Annotated in this window: 13 protein-coding genes, 1 tRNA gene and 3 pseudogenes; 7 read left to right on the forward strand and 10 right to left on the reverse strand. The window is 48.4% G+C overall.

Annotation, left to right across the window (positions count from 1 at the left end; translation table 11 throughout):
- The first annotated feature begins 43 nt into the window (after window positions 1-43).
- Entirely contained in the window at window positions 44-1,417 is a 1,374-nt protein-coding gene (dcuC, locus tag ACKPVM_RS11400) for a C4-dicarboxylate transporter DcuC (RefSeq protein WP_409309160.1), read from the forward strand.
- Between the two features lie 239 nt (window positions 1,418-1,656).
- Here dcuC and ACKPVM_RS11405 read toward each other — a convergent pair whose 3' ends face one another.
- On the reverse strand, window positions 1,657-2,541 hold the full coding sequence (locus ACKPVM_RS11405; protein ID WP_409309161.1) for a LysR family transcriptional regulator: 885 nt from the start codon (window positions 2,539-2,541) through the stop codon (window positions 1,657-1,659).
- Window positions 2,542-2,642: 101 nt separating this feature from the next.
- On the opposite strand from ACKPVM_RS11405, the gene ACKPVM_RS11410 reads away from it, so the two are divergent.
- A complete protein-coding gene (locus tag ACKPVM_RS11410; protein WP_409309162.1) occupies window positions 2,643-3,242 on the forward strand; it encodes an NAD(P)H oxidoreductase in 600 nt (199 codons plus the stop codon).
- 54 nt (window positions 3,243-3,296) lie between these two features.
- On the opposite strand, the pseudogene ACKPVM_RS20600 reads toward ACKPVM_RS11410, so the two are convergent.
- Window positions 3,297-3,425: pseudogene (locus ACKPVM_RS20600) on the reverse strand (IS5 family transposase); the annotation flags it as partial.
- Between ACKPVM_RS20600 and ACKPVM_RS11415 the strand changes: the two are divergent.
- Window positions 3,416-3,598 (forward strand): annotated as a pseudogene (locus ACKPVM_RS11415) (hypothetical protein); the annotation flags it as partial. The pseudogenes ACKPVM_RS20600 and ACKPVM_RS11415 sit on opposite strands and share 10 nt — an antisense overlap.
- A gap of 66 nt (window positions 3,599-3,664) precedes the next feature.
- Here the strand turns inward: ACKPVM_RS11415 and ACKPVM_RS11420 are convergent.
- From ACKPVM_RS11420 to lptF, 7 genes and pseudogenes are all read right to left on the reverse strand, one after another.
- Window positions 3,665-4,999, reverse strand: coding sequence for a type II toxin-antitoxin system HipA family toxin (locus ACKPVM_RS11420; RefSeq protein ID WP_409309163.1), 1,335 nt, complete (start codon window positions 4,997-4,999; stop codon window positions 3,665-3,667).
- Between the two features lie 4 nt (window positions 5,000-5,003).
- Window positions 5,004-5,309: a helix-turn-helix transcriptional regulator gene (locus tag ACKPVM_RS11425; protein ID WP_121479599.1), complete on the reverse strand. Its 306-nt coding sequence runs from the start codon at window positions 5,307-5,309 to the stop codon at window positions 5,004-5,006.
- Between the two features lie 306 nt (window positions 5,310-5,615).
- On the reverse strand, window positions 5,616-5,777 hold the full coding sequence (locus ACKPVM_RS11430) for a CopG family transcriptional regulator (protein ID WP_409309164.1): 162 nt from the start codon (window positions 5,775-5,777) through the stop codon (window positions 5,616-5,618).
- An 18-nt stretch (window positions 5,778-5,795) separates the two neighbouring features.
- Window positions 5,796-7,051: pseudogene (locus tag ACKPVM_RS11435) on the reverse strand (tyrosine-type recombinase/integrase).
- Window positions 7,052-7,271: 220 nt separating this feature from the next.
- A tRNA-Leu gene (locus ACKPVM_RS11440) sits at window positions 7,272-7,356 on the reverse strand.
- Window positions 7,357-7,584: 228 nt separating this feature from the next.
- Window positions 7,585-8,661 carry an LPS export ABC transporter permease LptG gene (gene lptG / locus ACKPVM_RS11445; RefSeq protein WP_409309165.1) on the reverse strand — a complete coding sequence of 359 codons (1,077 nt, stop codon included), beginning with the start codon at window positions 8,659-8,661 and terminating at the stop codon, window positions 7,585-7,587.
- Complete coding sequence (gene lptF / locus ACKPVM_RS11450; protein ID WP_409309166.1) at window positions 8,661-9,776, reverse strand: LPS export ABC transporter permease LptF; 1,116 nt, start codon at window positions 9,774-9,776, stop codon at window positions 8,661-8,663. Before lptF ends, lptG begins: the two co-directional genes overlap by 1 nt.
- Window positions 9,777-10,059: 283 nt before the next feature.
- Between lptF and pepA the strand changes: the two genes are divergently transcribed.
- From pepA to ACKPVM_RS11465, 3 genes are all read left to right on the forward strand, one after another.
- The gene (pepA, locus tag ACKPVM_RS11455) at window positions 10,060-11,571 is read left to right on the forward strand and encodes a leucyl aminopeptidase (RefSeq protein WP_409309167.1); all 1,512 of its coding nucleotides are present in this window, start codon (window positions 10,060-10,062) and stop codon (window positions 11,569-11,571) included.
- A gap of 86 nt (window positions 11,572-11,657) precedes the next feature.
- Window positions 11,658-12,107 (forward strand): DNA polymerase III subunit chi, encoded by a 450-nt coding sequence (locus ACKPVM_RS11460; protein WP_409309168.1) that lies wholly within the window; start codon window positions 11,658-11,660, stop codon window positions 12,105-12,107.
- 12 nt (window positions 12,108-12,119) lie between these two features.
- Window positions 12,120-14,975 carry a valine--tRNA ligase gene (locus tag ACKPVM_RS11465; protein ID WP_409309169.1) on the forward strand — a complete coding sequence of 952 codons (2,856 nt, stop codon included), beginning with the start codon at window positions 12,120-12,122 and terminating at the stop codon, window positions 14,973-14,975.
- 97 nt (window positions 14,976-15,072) lie between these two features.
- Here the strand turns inward: ACKPVM_RS11465 and ACKPVM_RS11470 are convergent, their stop codons facing one another.
- On the reverse strand, window positions 15,073-15,438 hold the full coding sequence (locus ACKPVM_RS11470) for a RidA family protein (RefSeq protein ID WP_409309170.1): 366 nt from the start codon (window positions 15,436-15,438) through the stop codon (window positions 15,073-15,075).
- A gap of 420 nt (window positions 15,439-15,858) precedes the next feature.
- Between ACKPVM_RS11470 and ACKPVM_RS11475 the strand changes: the two genes are divergently transcribed.
- Complete coding sequence (locus ACKPVM_RS11475) at window positions 15,859-16,242, forward strand: hypothetical protein (RefSeq protein ID WP_409309171.1); 384 nt, start codon at window positions 15,859-15,861, stop codon at window positions 16,240-16,242.
- The last annotated feature ends 85 nt before the right edge of the window (window positions 16,243-16,327 follow it).

Raw genomic sequence — 16,327 nt, forward strand, 5'->3', positions numbered from 1 at the left:
CCAGGGCAATGCGTTTCCAGCTTATAAATAGAAGGGCGTTTTTATGACCGCATTTATTATCGCGATTGTTATTACCATCATCGCTGCTTGGTTAATTATCAAAAACTATCAGCCTCAGGCGATCTTATTGCTGGCAGGTTTGGCATTACTGACGATCACCGCTGTTTTTTATCCCGAAAACAGTATTCTTTATGGCAAGGCGAAATCCACAGGATCAACCTGGATGGATATTTTCGCCTTTGTAAAAGGTTCACTTTCTACTCAGGTTGCCGGGATTGGCTTGATCATCATGGCGGCTGGTGGTTTTGCCAGTTATATGGATCATATCAAGGCCTCCAAAGCCATGGTTGATATTTGTATACGTCCTCTGGAAGTGCTCAAAGCGCCTTATCTGATTCTGGCTATTGGATATATCTTTGCCCAGTTGCTTCACGTTGCTATTTCAAGCGCCGCCGGGTTGGCGATGCTGCTTTTGGTGACGTTCTTCCCGGTTTTAATCCGATTGGGGGTGAGTAAAGCCGCGGCAGCCGCCATGATCGGCATGTGTGCTTTCATGGATCTTGGGCCTGCCGTCGGTACAGCAAATTTGGCGGCAAAGCATGCGGGCATCGAAACTGCGCTATATTTCGCACATTACCAAATGCCTGTTGCGATTGCGGTGATGATTGTGGTTTCCACTCTGATTTACTTCACTGCAAAATACTATGATAAGAAAGATGGCCATAAAGTTATTGTCCAGCAGGCCGCCGAGGGAGATAACGAACAGGACAATGTTCCTGCGCCCCGTTTATATGCGCTTCTGCCTATTTTCCCGGTAATTTTGGTTCTGGTATTTAGCCCATTGGTTATTGACACGGTAAAAGTGGATGTCGTGACGGCGATGGTGGCCGGAACATTGCTCGCGTTTGTATTCGAATTATGTATCAAACGTAATTTCAAAGAATGTTGTAAAGGTATGCAAGTATTCTTTAAAGGAATGGGCACCATGTTTTCAAGCATCGTATCGCTATTAGTTTGTGCTGAAATTTATGCGCAAGGTATGCAGACTATCGGTGCGGTGGATTATTTACTTGATGCTACTCATAAAGCCGGTTTCGGTTTTACCAGCATGACGATCGTTATGACACTTTTGGTTGGTGTTACGGCGGTTTTAACGGGTTCAGGCGTTGCCGCATTTTTCTCCTTCGCAGGTATGGCTCAATCAATCGCTGCCAAATTCGGGATGAATGCGGTTCATATGTTGCTCCCCATGCAACTGATGGCAGGAATGGGACGAGCTATTTCACCTGTCGCTGGCGTGATTATTGCCGTAAGTAAAGCCGGGGAATGTTCACCATTTATGATTGTTCGTCGAACGATGATCCCTGCGCTTGGCGGTATTATTACGATGTTAATAGCAAGCACTTTATTGTCGTAAATAACGATCTTTAAAATGTGAAAAATATGAATCCATGAATGATTTTTATATTCCTAGCCGGGGAGTAAATTATTAATGAATTAAAGATATGAGCTATTTTAATGAATCCGATACTGGATTTGTTAGCTTGAATATATTTTTTTTCATTATCCATCAGCGTTAATTAATCGCTCTGACTCTATATTGAATTAACATAGAGTCGGAGTTATCTCAAGGGAAATAGCCTGTGTTTTAGTGGATCACACCGTTTTGATGTAATCCAGAAAAGTCCGCAGCGGGCTTGGCATATATTGACGATTAGGATAATAGAGCTGCAAGCTAGGACGCTCGGGGAGCCACTCATCCAGTACTTGAACCAGCTTGCCGCTTATAAGATGCGTTTTCACTTGCTCGTAATAGAGATAACCTAGCCCCACACCGCATTGAACGGCTTCCAGCACTGAGTCCATATCATCCAACACGATATTACCGACAGGAGCCACTTCCAGTTTTCCCTCGGGACCTTCAAATTCCCAAAGATACGGGCGACCACTTTGGAAACGAAAAATAATGCTTTGGTGGTTAACCAACTCGCAAGGATGTACCGGAGCGGGATGCTGATTTAAATAATCAGGTGTCGCTACCACAACCAATTTGATTTTGGGCCCAATAGGCACGGCAATCATATCTTTTTCAACCGTGGTATTGAGTCGGATCCCTGCGTCGAATTCTTGCTGGACGATATCGACAAGTTTGTCATCCGTGGTTATCTCCACATTGATATCTGGGTATTGGCGGCTGAATCCGGCGATAAGCGGGATCAGTACCAAACGTGAAGCGAGTCGCGAAGCGTTGATTTTCAGGGTGCCCATTGGCGTATCACGAAAGCAATTTACCTCGTCTAGCATGGTATTAATTTCATCGAACGCAGGACGGAGTCGTTCAAACAGATTAAACCCCGCTTCGGTAAGCGATACGCTACGGGTAGTACGATTAAACAGCCTGATTTTTAGCCGTTGTTCCAGTTGTTTTATGGCGTGGCTAATGGCCGAGGGAGAAAGCCCCAACTCATCACCAGCGGCTCGGAAACTTTTGTGGCGTGCGACGGCGATAAACGAAGCGAAGTCGGAAAAGTTCAGGCGCATTAGTGAAAATCCTTCATTAACCCATTTCAAATACTACGTTTTACGGAATTATCCTCCCGTCGTAAAGTAAAAGTCACTCCTTAATGAATCTAGGTAACATCATGAAATCAAATAATATGTACATTATATGGACACATCCGCGCAGTGACTCTTTAACCGCCCAGGTGGTAAAGGAAATACAGAGTGAAGCCATATATCATGGCATCAATGTTTCCTCTCTTGATCTCTATCGCAGCGGCTTTGATCCAGTATTAAGAGTAGAAGATGAACCAGATTGGAATAATCCGCAGAAATGCTATTCACCAGAAGTCCATCGATTATTCAATGAATTGGATGACAAAGACAGCCTGGTATTCGTCTTTCCGGTGTGGTGGTACGGTTTCCCGGCAATGCTTAAAGGCTATTTAGAGCGAGTTTGGAACTATGGTTTAGCCTATGGTGAAGGTTGTAAGCTGAAGGACAAAAAAATCCGCTGGCTCGCGCTGGTGGGAGGATCGCAAGCCGGATTTATTAAATACGGCTGGGAAAAGAACATGACCGATTACATTCATGGTGGGATGAACTATCTGGGTGTTAAAGATACAAAAATTGATTTTCTCTATAACACCATCGGCGTAGAGGAGGGGATTAGCGATCGTGAAAGCCATTATCAGACGTTGTTTAATCAGGCGCGTGGTATTGTGAGCGCCTTGACTGAGTAAGTCTCTTTGCAAACGCAGCATCGACAATGCTGCGTTTAATATCGGCATCCTTATGGAGTGTCCCTTATCCACCAGTACCGCTTTCGGACGTGATTTCAGGTGTCCGCTTTTTCGGATAATCCCGACATGGTTGAGCAACGTTTCCGCATACCGGTTTTCGTGGGCTTGCCCATCGCTCACGCACAACCAACGGTGAAGGATGCACCCGCTCATTAGTACGGGATGATATGCGGGCAATGGGCTTTGATGTAAGCAAGAAGTTTAGCCGCTGGCTGGACAAGCTGGAAAAGGATGGCCTGATCGCCTTTGAAGGGGAACGGAATAAGGTGGGGGATGTTTATGATCGCTTTCCCTAGTCACTCACCGTTCTATGGCTACCCCTGCCTGAAAGGTGAATTATCTTCAAGACGTTCTTCAATATCCTATTTACGGTGCAATTCTTGTAACCGACCACACTGTTGTCGCATACCGTCAAAAACACATTCCGCAAGCTCTGGTGGGAATGACTCAGGCAGCAACGCAGATACACGTTCAATAACCTCAGGTGTTCTGGAGATAATATCATCCATCATGGCTTCAACCTGTCGTCTGCCCAGACCGGTTAACTCACCTTGCTTGATCCAATGCCGCCGTTGAATTCTGTACAGATGGTAATAATTACTGCTACCCCGAACAGCCATTGCCAGCTTGCACTTCTGCCAGGAAATCTGGTTATTACGCGAACCAATGACCGGCCATGCCGATAAAACATCATAAAGCGGCGTAAGGTGATAACGACCTTGTGGCTCAATAGCGATACTGAAATTTTTGGCGTGCCCATCAGTAGCCGCTATCAGCCAGAAAATAATTTGCGCCCTGAAAAACTGCGCTTTGTCCTGCTCAGCTTGCTCTGAATGACTCAGTATTTCCATAATATCGGAAATCCCCGGCCCACCATCAGACTGGTATTTTCGTAGCGGGGAAACACCCAGAGCCTGACACATATCCTCTTGTGGCAAGCGAATGATCCATTGCTGATCGCTTGACCATCTTCTGTCAAAACGCTCAACAACCAATACTTTCTGATCTTCAAACTGCGCAATCTGTGTTTTTGCGATAAGAATCCCATATTCCTTAAGGATCAAAGAACATAGCCATTCATTTTCAACCGACGTATTCATATCCGCTTGCATATTACCCACCAGCCCGAGTGGTAACTTGAAAATATGCGTCGTAGGGGTACTACCTTCTGGCAAACACCATTGTCCTTCATGCCAGAGTAAAGCCGTTTTTTCCTGCGCACCGGCAATCGATAAACGTAAATCGTCAGTATCATCCTGCCGGCCTGGCAACAATGCCGCTGTTGTATTACGCAATATAGCGGCAATCTCTGCGTCACCAAGCGGACGATACTTTACGGAAAAGAGATCTGTAGGCTCCTCATTACCATTCAGCAACTGTATCGCACCAACACAGTCTCTCCCCAGCTCAGCCAACAGATCAAAAGGCTCAAGGCTATCAGCGTGGTAACGCGTTGCTAAACGCCTGCGTATACCTTCGCTGTCAGGCAATAAATTATCAAAATAGTCGCGTACCACATTGCCACGCCAAAGCTGATTACCGGGGGTGAAAAGCAAAGAAAGCGATAAAGGTCTTCCCTGTTCATCAGCGATCCATTCGGGAAGATATTGCAACCTATCTTCGCCTCGGCTCTTTTCCCAGAATCCCACTTGAATTCCATTCATCCATATTGCTAAACGCTGTTGTGTTCGAGGCATAGTGTCACCATTTTTCCCGTCTGGCGGGTGAGTCTATTGGCTTTTCTGGCTCTTCCATTGTTGAGGACGACATCGAGAAATGTACTCTTGGTCCAGAAGACAGCACCACCTCAACTCCCAGAACAGTAAGCACTTTAAACAAGCGCTCAATACTGGCACTTCCAGGATTTGCTTCCAGACGGGCATAGGTTTGCTGTGTTACACCTAACCTTTCAGACACGTCTTTTTGCGTCATTCCCTTAGCTTTGCGAAAGCCAATCAGCAATGGGCGTAACTGATTCAAGGTTTTCAACGGATAAACAGTATTCATAAGGCACTTACCCTTATTTTAGATGCTTATACATACTATAGGCTGTTTTTACATAATACATCCTATAAGCTGTAAAAACAAAATACATCAAATAGGCTGTAAAATGACAAAACAGCTTATATGCTGTAAAAAGGTAAACTTATAATGGTGGAAGACGATCTGGCGGAAATGATACTTGGGTATTGTGAACAGCAGGAAAAATCATCTACATAAGAACAATGAGCGCCAGCCCCTCCCAAAAAAGGGGCTGGTGCGGAGCTTAATGCATAGGCTTTAGATACAGGATACGTCCCGTATTTCTATCGATTATGCTTTCTTCAGTCTGGTGATGAATGCCTGCATATCAGAGTGATTCACAACACGCCCTGCATCAACATCAGCAAGTCCCTGTAAAACTCTCTGATGACGCTGTTTTGCCTCTTCAATCAAAAAAGTAAGCGCCACCATTGGTTTTTCCGTTTTTTTCATCGCTAACTCATTAATGAATCAGATATTTTTAAACTCATACGGCACCACATACTCATCCCGATTCGCATCCAGATAATCCGCCCACCATTGCAGCATTAGCCTACGCTCATCCAGATGTTCCGCTTTGTGGATATAGGCAGCACGAACACCATTGCGTTCCTGATGACTCATTTGCCGTTCCACCGCATCCCGCGACCACTGGCCGGACTCAACCAGTGCGCTACAGGCCATGGTGCGGAAACCGTGTCCGCACACTTCGGTAGTGGTGTCATAGCCCATGGTTCGTAATGCGTTGTTGACGGTGTTTTCACTCATCGGTTTAGTTGGTCGACGATCGCCGGGGAAAATCAGTTCATGAGCACCGCTGATGGCCTTAATCTCTTCCAGCAGCGCTAAAGCCTGTCGGGATAACGGCACCAGATGTTCAGAGCGCATCTTTGCGCCGCGCTGCGAATGCTTCACGCCGGGAATGGCTTCACGTTCAGCCGGTATCGTCCACATGGCACGTTTAAAATCGATTTCCGGCCAGCGGGCAAAACGTAGCTCACTGGAGCGGATAAAAACGCACAGCGTGAGTTTTAACGCCAGTCTGGTTAACGCCCGCCCTTTGTGGCGTTCTATCCGTGCCAGAAAATCAGGCAGTTTATTCAGCTTCAGGGCTGGCCGATGGGTGGCTTTTGGCGCGGCTATCGCCCCGGAGAGGTCTTGCGCGGGGTTGCGCTCTATCAGATCGTTTTGCACCGCGAAGCGCATGATATCGGTGACACGCTGGCGCAGCCGTGACGCCAAATCAAGATGACCGTTCTGTTCGACGACTTTCAGCGGCTCCAGCAGGCCTTTAGTTTTCAGGTCGGCAATATGGCGATGCCGATAGCAGGCAGTAAATTTCGTTCCATATCGCGCCATACCCGTCCGGCGTGCGTTTCTGACCACCGGTTTTGGCTAATGTTTCGATGCCAGTCCTGCGCGACCTTTGCAAAAGTATTCAACGCTTCTTGTGCCTGCTCTTTTTCTTCTTCGCGCTTTTCCGTTGGGTGGATGCCCTCCAACAACAGCAATCGTATCTCATCACGTTTCTCTCTGGCCTTTGCCAGCGAGACTAGCGGATAGGCACCGAACGCAATCCGACTTTCCTTACCTTCAAAGCGGTATTTGAGATACCAGCGCTTAGAGCCGTTAGGACTCACCAAAAGATACAGGCCATGCGCGTCCGCGAGCTTATAGGCTTTCTCGCGAGGCTTGGCGGTACGGGCAACAACGTCGGTCAGTGCCATAATTTGGGGGTCAACTCATAATCGAAGTGAATTGACCCTCATCTTGACCCCCAAATCATCTGGATGTCAATGGACGAAAAAAGACCACTGTGGATAAAACAGACAAAATCGCAGAGATGAGAAGTAAATTAAAATCGTTATTTTACAATGTTATATGGACGTTACTGGACGATTACGGACATAAAAAAAGCCACCCTAAGGTGACTTGATTTTCATACGATGGTGCCGAAGGCCGGACTCGAACCGGCACACCTTGCGGCGGTTGATTTTGAATCAACTGCGTCTACCGATTTCGCCACTTCGGCACAGAAGTAGTATGCGGAAAACGGGTGCATTATACCGTTTGATGACACACGCGCAACTCTAATCCTGCTTGTATTAGGTTAAGTGCTGAAAAAATCATCTCTGGCAAGGTGTTAACGCCATTTAGCGAGGGAAAATGCCGTTTCTTGCCGTCTCGGAAAGGGGGATCAGATACAAAAAAAGCGCTGTATCATTTCCCACAGCGCTTTTTCATACATTCTTTAGTGATGTTAGCGGCGTTTCAACAATAAGACGACGCTAATAATCAGGAACACTGAACTGGGCAAGATGGCACCCAGTATCGGCGATAGGCCATAGACCTGACTTAGCTGACCAAAAACTTTATCCAGCACGTAGAAGGAGAAACCGAAGCTGATACCTATTACGATACGTGTTCCTGCTGACACGCTACGCAACGGTCCAAAGATGAAAGATACCGCCATGAGCATCATCACCGCCACAGAGAATGGTGCAAAGATTTTGCTCCACATGTTGAATAGGTAGCGATTTGATTCCTGCCCGCTTTGTTTTAGGTATTTGGCGTAGTCATACAGCCCACGGATCGATAGTGCGTCGGGGTCCAGCGCGACGACGCCCAGTTTATCTGGCGTGAGGTTGGTCTTCCATTCACCGCTGAGCGTTTGGCTGCCACTAATCTGTTTGCCGTCGCTTAAATCTGATTCATCAACCTGCGACAGTCTCCATACATTTCGTTCTTTCTCAAACTCGGCAGAGGCAGCGTAGCGAACGGACAACAGTTTGTTTTGGTTATCGAAATGGTAGATGTTGACGCCGGAAAGTTCCTTATCATCAACCACCCGTTCGATATAGATGAAATCATTGCCATCTTTCGCCCACAGTCCTCCCTGCGTGGAAATCATCGATCCCCCTGAAATCATCTGGGAGCGATAATTCCTCGCCATCTGTTCCCCCTGGGGAGAAATCCATTCTCCGATCGCCATCGTAAGCAAAACCAAGGGGATGGCGGTTTTCATGACGGCGGCGGCAATTTGCAGACGCGTGAAGCCCGCTGCTTGCATAACAACGAGTTCGCTGCGGGTTGCCAGCGTTCCCAGACCCAGTAAAGCACCGAGTAGGGCGGCCATTGGAAAGAAAGTCTCAATTTCTTTTGGGATGCTGAGTAATGTATACAGTCCGGCACCTAAGGCTGAATAATCGCCTTGTCCAACCTTACGCAACTGATCGACAAACTTGATAATGCCGGAGAGCGATACCAGCATAAACAACGTCGTTATGATGGTATTGAAAATGGTTTTTCCGATATAACGGTCTAATACACCAAACATCAGGCCGCCCCTTGTTCTTTAAAAGAACGTGTCTTCAAACGAGCCCGCACTCTGCGCATTGGAACGCTGTCCCAAAGGTTGAGCATGACGGCGATACCAAAATAAACCAGGTTAGTCAGCCAGATCCAAAGCATCGGGTCGATTTTTCCTTTGCTGGCATTGGAGCGCAGTGAGCTTTGTAGCAGGAAGAAAATCAGGTAGAGCAACATGGCGGGTAACATGCTCAGTACGCGTCCCTGACGTGGGTTAACCGCGCTGAGCGGCACAACCATAAACGCCATAATGAGCACCGAGACAATGAGCGTCAAACGCCAGTGAAATTCAGCGCGAGCATCATTCGCGTCAGAGGCCCACAGCGTTCGCATATCCATCTGTTGTACGTCGCTGTTTTTTAACGTCACCGTTTGATGACCTACCACAGCCTGATAATTGGTGAAGTCGGTAATACGAAAATCACGCAGCAGCGCGGTCCCTTCATAGCGAGAGCCGTTATCTAACGTTACCACCTGAGTGCCTTCGCTATTTTGCGTGACGTGGCCGCGATCGGCGACGACGACAGAAGGCCGGGCATTACCATTGGGTCGTAGCTGTGCCAGGAAAACGTGCTCAAACTCTTTACCCTTTACATTACCGACGAACAGTACGGCATTGCCGCCTTGGGCCGATTGAAACTGCCCTTCAACAAGCGTCGCCATGCCGGGGTTGGCTTTCGCTTCTGCCAACACGATGTCCTGGTGTCGAGAGGACCAGGGGCTGAGCCACAGTACATTGATGGTCGCCATCATTGCTGTCAGTACAGCCAGTACCAGCGCCGCTTTCAGCAGGACGCTTTTCCCCAGCCCGCAGGCATGCATGACGGTGATCTCACTTTCGGCATAGAGTCGGCCAAACGTCATTAATAATCCGAGAAACAGACTTAATGGCAGAATAAGCTGCACCATTTCTGGCACACCTAATCCCAGCAGGGAGATAACCAAATTTGTCGGGATGTCACCATCAACGGCCGCGCCCAGTATTCTCACGAGTTTCTGACAAAAGAAAATCAGTAACAGAATGAAAAGGATGGCCAGTTGGCTCTTAAAGGTTTCCCGTACCAGATATCGAATGATGATCACGCTTAATTACGCCTGTGAAAACTTGTCTTTTTGCAGGAAAGTCGATAGTTTCTTCGCTAACTCGCCATTTATACTCATTTGTGGCAACCTTCGTAGCTAAAGCGGTATTACAACATACTGCGTTCGAGCAGTTGTATCAGAACCTGCTTATTAGTCACCAAAACAGATTCGCTACGTCGTTAAGATTAACACAGGTTAGGTTAACGCAACGGCGGGAAAGTATTACGGAGTGTCACATTCTAGCCGTTGATCCCGCTTTTGTCTTTAAGATTCAGGAGAGTACATGGAGTTCAGCGTAAAAAGCGGTAGCCCGGAAAAACAACGCAGTGCCTGCATTGTCGTCGGTGTATTTGAACCGCGTCGCCTGTCGCCGATTGCCGAGCAGCTCGATAAAATCAGCGACGGCTATATCAGCGCGTTGCTGCGCCGCGGCGAATTAGAAGGCAAGGTGGGGCAATCATTGCTATTGCACCATGTACCTAACATTCTTTCCGAGCGTATTTTGCTCATTGGTTGCGGTAAAGAACGTGAGCTTGATGAGCGGCAGTACAAGCAGGTCATTCAGAAAACGATCAATGCACTGAATGAAACCGGCTCGATGGAAGCCGTCTGTTTTTTGACTGAACTACACGTTAAAGGTCGTAATACCTATTGGAAAGTGCGTCAGGCGGTTGAAACGGCCAAAGAGTCGCTTTATACCTTCGATCAACTGAAGAGTAATAAAGTCGAGCTGCGTCGCCCATTGCGTAAGATGGTGTTTAATGTGCCGACGCGCCGTGAGTTAACGAGTGGCGAGCGAGCCATTCAGCACGGTCTGGCGATTGCGGCTGGCATCAAAGCGGCAAAAGATCTCGGCAATATGCCGCCCAACATCTGTAATGCCGCCTATCTGGCGTCACAGGCTCGCCAGTTAGCCGATACCTATAGTCAGAACATCACAACTCGCGTGATTGGCGAACAGCAGATGAAAGAGTTGGGCATGAATGCCTATCTGGCCGTTGGTCAAGGGTCGCAGAATGAATCGTTGATGTCTGTGATCGAATATAAAGGCGATCCGAATCCAGAAACCCGTCCGATTGTGCTGGTAGGTAAAGGGCTGACGTTCGACTCCGGCGGCATCTCTATTAAACCTGCCGATAGCATGGACGAAATGAAATACGACATGTGTGGTGCGGCCACGGTTTATGGTGTGATGCGTATGGCGGCCGAACTGGCGCTACCGTTGAATATCATCGGTGTGCTGGCGGGCTGTGAGAATATGGTTGATGGGCGTGCTTATCGTCCTGGTGACGTGTTAACGACCATGTCGGGGCAGACGGTCGAGGTGCTGAACACTGATGCGGAAGGTCGCCTGGTATTGTGTGACGCATTGACCTACGTTGAACGTTATGAGCCAGATGTGGTGGTTGATATCGCTACGCTGACGGGAGCCTGTATAATTGCCCTTGGTCACCACATTACCGGGCTGATGGCTAACCACAATCCGCTGGCTCATGAGTTACTGAGTGCATCGGAGCAATCCGGCGATCGTGCATGGCGTCTGCCATTAACCGATGAGTTCCAGGAACAGTTGGAATCTAATTTTGCCGATATGGCAAATATTGGCGGGCGTCCTGGTGGTGCCATTACCGCCGGTTGTTTCCTGTCGCGTTTCACGCGTAAATACAGCTGGGCGCATCTGGATATCGCAGGTACGGCATGGCGTTCAGGTAAAGCTAAAGGTGCAACGGGTCGCCCGGTGGCGCTGTTATCACAGTTCCTGCTTAACCGAGCGGGTCTGAACGACGTAGAATAATGGTGCTTGTTGGATCGCATTGACGGGGTCTGACTGCGTCAGCAATATTGGGCCGGGTTTTCCGGCCTTTATCCATAGTGTAGATAATGAAAAACGCAACGTTCTATCTTCTTGAACACGACAATAAAAGTGGTGAGCTAAGCGCTTTTGAGGCGCTGGCATGTACACTGGCAGCGGAACGTTGGCGAGCGGGAAAGCGAGTACTGATTGCTTGCGAAAATGAACAGCAGGCGATGCGATTGGATGAAGCGTTGTGGCAACGTGATCCACATAGCTTTGTTCCACATAACCTGGCAGGGGAAGGTCCACGTCAGGGAGCACCGGTGGAGCTTGCCTGGCCGGAGCGGCGAGGTAATGCTCCTCGTGATTTACTTATCAGCCTGCTGCCGTACTTCGCAGATTTTGCCACCGCTTTCCATGAAGTGATAGACTTTGTCCCTTACGAAGAATCTCTGAAACAGTTGGCGCGCGACCGCTATAAAGCCTATCGCAGCGTCGGCTTCCAATTGACGACGGCTCAGCCGCCAACCCACTGAATTTTGAGCATAATGGAAACGAAATATAACCCGCAAGATATCGAGCAGCCGCTCTACGAGCGCTGGGAAGAACAAGGCTATTTCAAGCCAAACGGCGATACCAGTAAAGAAAGTTTCAGCATCATGATCCCGCCGCCCAACGTCACTGGCAGCTTGCATATGGGCCATGCTTTCCAGCAAACCATTATGGACACGCTGATCCGCTATCAGCGTATGCAGGGTAAAAATACCCTGTGGCAAGCGGGTACCGACCACGCGGGTATCGCCACGCAAATGGTCGTTGAGCGTAAGATCGCCGCAGAAGAAGGCAAGACTCGCCACGATTACGGCCGTGAAGCATTCATCGACAAAATCTGGCAGTGGAAAGGCGAATCCGGCGGCAACATTACCCGCCAAATGCGTCGTTTGGGCAACTCCGTTGACTGGGAGCGCGAGCGCTTCACCATGGATGAAGGCCTGTCCAACGCAGTGAAAGAAGTTTTTGTCCGCCTGTATAAAGAAGACCTGATTTACCGCGGCAAGCGTCTGGTGAACTGGGATCCTAAACTGCGTACCGCGATTTCCGATCTGGAAGTTGAAAACCGCGAAGTGAAAGGATCGATGTGGCACCTGCGTTACCCGCTGGCCGATGGTGTGAAAACTGCCGAAGGGAAAGATTATCTGGTCGTCGCCACCACTCGCCCGGAAACCATGCTGGGTGATACTGGCGTCGCCGTTAACCCAGAAGATCCGCGCTATAAAGATCTGATCGGCAAAGAAGTGATCCTGCCGCTGATTGGCCGTCGCATTCTGATCGTCGGCGATGAACATGCCGATATGGAAAAAGGCACCGGCTGCGTGAAGATCACGCCAGCGCACGACTTCAACGACTACGAAGTCGGTAAACGCCACCAGTTGCCGATGGTCAACATCCTGACGTTCGACGGCGATATCCGTCAGAGCGCTGAAATTTTTGATACCAACGGCGAATCCAGCACTGTTTATAGCAGCGAGATTCCAGAAGCCTTCCAGGGCATGGAACGTTTTGCCGCACGTAAAGCGATCGTCGCCGCATTCGATGAACTTGGCCTGCTGGAAGAGATCAAAGCGCACGATCTAACCGTGCCTTACGGCGACCGTGGTGGCGTGGTGATTGAACCGATGCTGACCGACCAGTGGTACGTGCGCGCTGCCGTGCTGGCTAAACCGGCGGTAGAAGCCGTGGAAGATGGCCGCATTCAGTTCGTGCCGAAACAGTACGAAAACATGTACTTCAGTTGGATGCGCGATATTCAGGACTGGTGTATCTCCCGTCAACTGTGGTGGGGGCACCGTATCCCAGCCTGGTACGATGCGAACGGCAACGTCTATGTTGGTCGTAACGAAGCGGAAGTCCGTAGCGAAAACCACCTCGCGGATGATGTCGTTCTGAATCAGGACGAAGATGTACTGGATACCTGGTTCTCATCCGGGCTGTGGACGTTCTCTACGCTGGGCTGGCCGGAGCAAACGCCGGATCTGAAAGCCTTCCATCCCAGCAGCGTGATGGTCAGCGGCTTCGACATCATTTTCTTCTGGATTGCCCGCATGATCATGCTGACCATGCACTTCATCAAAGATGAAGACGGCAAACCGCAGGTGCCATTCCACACCGTCTACATGACTGGCCTGATCCGTGATGAGGAAGGCCAGAAGATGTCTAAATCCAAAGGGAACGTCATCGACCCGCTGGATATGGTGGACGGCATTTCGCTGGAAGCATTGCTGGAAAAACGTACTGGCAACATGATGCAGCCGCAGCTGGCGGAAAAAATCCGCAAGCGCACCGAGAAGCAATTCCCGAATGGTATCGAACCTCACGGTACGGATGCCCTGCGCTTCACGCTGGCGGCGCTGGCTTCTACCGGTCGCGACATCAACTGGGATATGAAGCGTCTGGAAGGTTACCGCAACTTCTGTAACAAGCTGTGGAACGCCAGCCGTTTTGTGCTGATGAACACCGAAGATCAGGATTGTGGTTTTGGCGCAGGCGAGAAAGTGCTGTCGCTGGCTGACCGCTGGATTCTGGCAGAATTCAACCGTACGGTGAAAGCCTACCGCGAAGCGCTGGACGGCTATCGCTTTGATATTGCGGCCAACATTCTGTACGAATTTACCTGGAACCAGTTCTGTGACTGGTATCTGGAACTGACGAAGCCGGTGATGAATGGCGGCTCAGAAGCGGAACTGCGCGGTACGCGCCATACGCTGGTTACTGTACTGGAAGCTCTGCTGCGTCTGGCGCATCCGATTATTCCGTTCATTACCGAAACCATCTGGCTACGCGTTAAAGCACTGAAAGGTATTAGTGCCGACACCATCATGCTGCAACCGTTCCCAGAGTTCGATGCTGCGCAGGAAGATACGCTGGCGCTGAACGATCTGGAGTGGATCAAGCAGGCGATTATCGCGGTACGTAATATTCGTGCAGAAATGAATATCGCGCCGGGTAAACCGTTAGAAGTTTTACTGCGTGACGCCACAGCTGAAGCACAGCGTCGTGTGGAAGAAAACCGTAGCTTTATTCAAACGCTGGCGCGTTTGGAAAGCATTACGCTACTGCCTGCAGGAGAGAAAGGTCCGGTTTCCGTCACTAAGCTAATTGATGGCGCCGAGCTGCTAATTCCGATGGCGGGTCTGATCGACAAAGCAGCAGAGCTGGATCGTCTGGCGAAGGAAGTGGCGAAAATCGAAGCTGAGATTGGCCGAATCGAAAGCAAGCTGTCCAACGAAGGCTTTGTGGCGCGAGCACCGGAAGCGGTCGTTGCCAAAGAACGTGAGAAACTGGACGGCTACGCCGTAGCAAAAGCCAAACTGCTGGAACAGCAAGCGGTTATCGCTGCGCTGTAAGCGCTAACCGATTTCCAGCGGTAGTAGGGTAAGTACCCAGGCCTCGTTGCAAAACGGGGCTTTTTTTCATTCAGGGATGTGCCCCAATACAATTCTGCTACGCATCACTCGGTTTATACGCCACACCATCCACCATGCACAGACAACGTTCATTGACGAAATCAGTAAACACGGTCGTTCTGGCTGGAAATTCCTGTTCGGAAAAATACTCACGAAAGATATCCCTGGTTTGACTAAAGTTGGCGCGATGCCTCAAATAAAGATTTAGTTGAACGAGATCCACCAGATCAGCATTCACTGACTGTAGCGTTTTGCGTAATGCATTCAAAGAAGCTCGGATCTGAAACTCGACGTCATCTTTTTCATGTCCTCCTGAGTGGTGAGCAAGAAAGATAAAACCGCCTGCTACGACACAGGATGGACACGTGTCGTCTTTACATTGTGTTTTCATTCGAGTAATCACAGTACTATCTCCACTTTTTTATATGGATTAAATGTACTGGTTATTTATACAGATTAAAATGACAAAATGAGTACATCGACATGATGTATTCATGATTGTTTATCGTCAGGAGAAAACAGACGCTATAGGTATTTAACGCTTAGCGGGCATTGGTCAGGGCAAGTTCTGGCGTAAGCTATGGTTGTTGCTGTGCTGTAAGCGTTAACCGACTTCTCCAACGCAAGTGAGTCGGGTAAGCACAAAAGCCTCGTGGTAACATGGGGCTTTATAATTTGAGTTACTGACAACGCGTTATCGTTTTTAACGACGTGCCGGCACTATAGCGTAAAATCCAAAAGAGGCGGGTAATGAGCGTAGCCGATGAAAATGGTACAGTTGATTTTTAGTATAGGGATTCAAAGAAAAAGGAATGAGGAATAAATGAGTAAATCACGTGTTGTTGTAACTTTTTTAATGCCCACATTGGTTTTGTGCTTTATGGCATTTTTGTATACCTTTTTTGAAGGTGTGGATGGGGAAAGAAAAAGTTTTTTAAACAGTTGGGATTTTGTAGCATTAGTTATCATCTCTGGTCACTTTTTTATATGTTTCTTCGCTTCTATTCTGTTGTATTCAGTGATGAAAAAATACTTTTTAGTTATAATGGCAGTGATAATATATCTCTTTACCATTACGACGATAGATTTTGATTACGTCGATTCGTTTTTATTTTCAGCTATTCAATTTACTATTCCAGCATCTGGAGTATTCATCTTGAAAAGATTCAATAAATCCTGCATGGAATTAAAAAATAATGAGAATTAGCGGTGAAGATTCATATCAAAAATAAGTTGCATCGCAGGGTAGTACGTTAATTTTTTGACGATATACCGCGTTGGTTATTTCTGAT

Origin of the sequence: Pectobacterium hainanensis, from assembly GCF_046237015.1 — a bacterium.
Classification (GTDB): Bacteria; Pseudomonadota; Gammaproteobacteria; order Enterobacterales; family Enterobacteriaceae; genus JBJYIN01.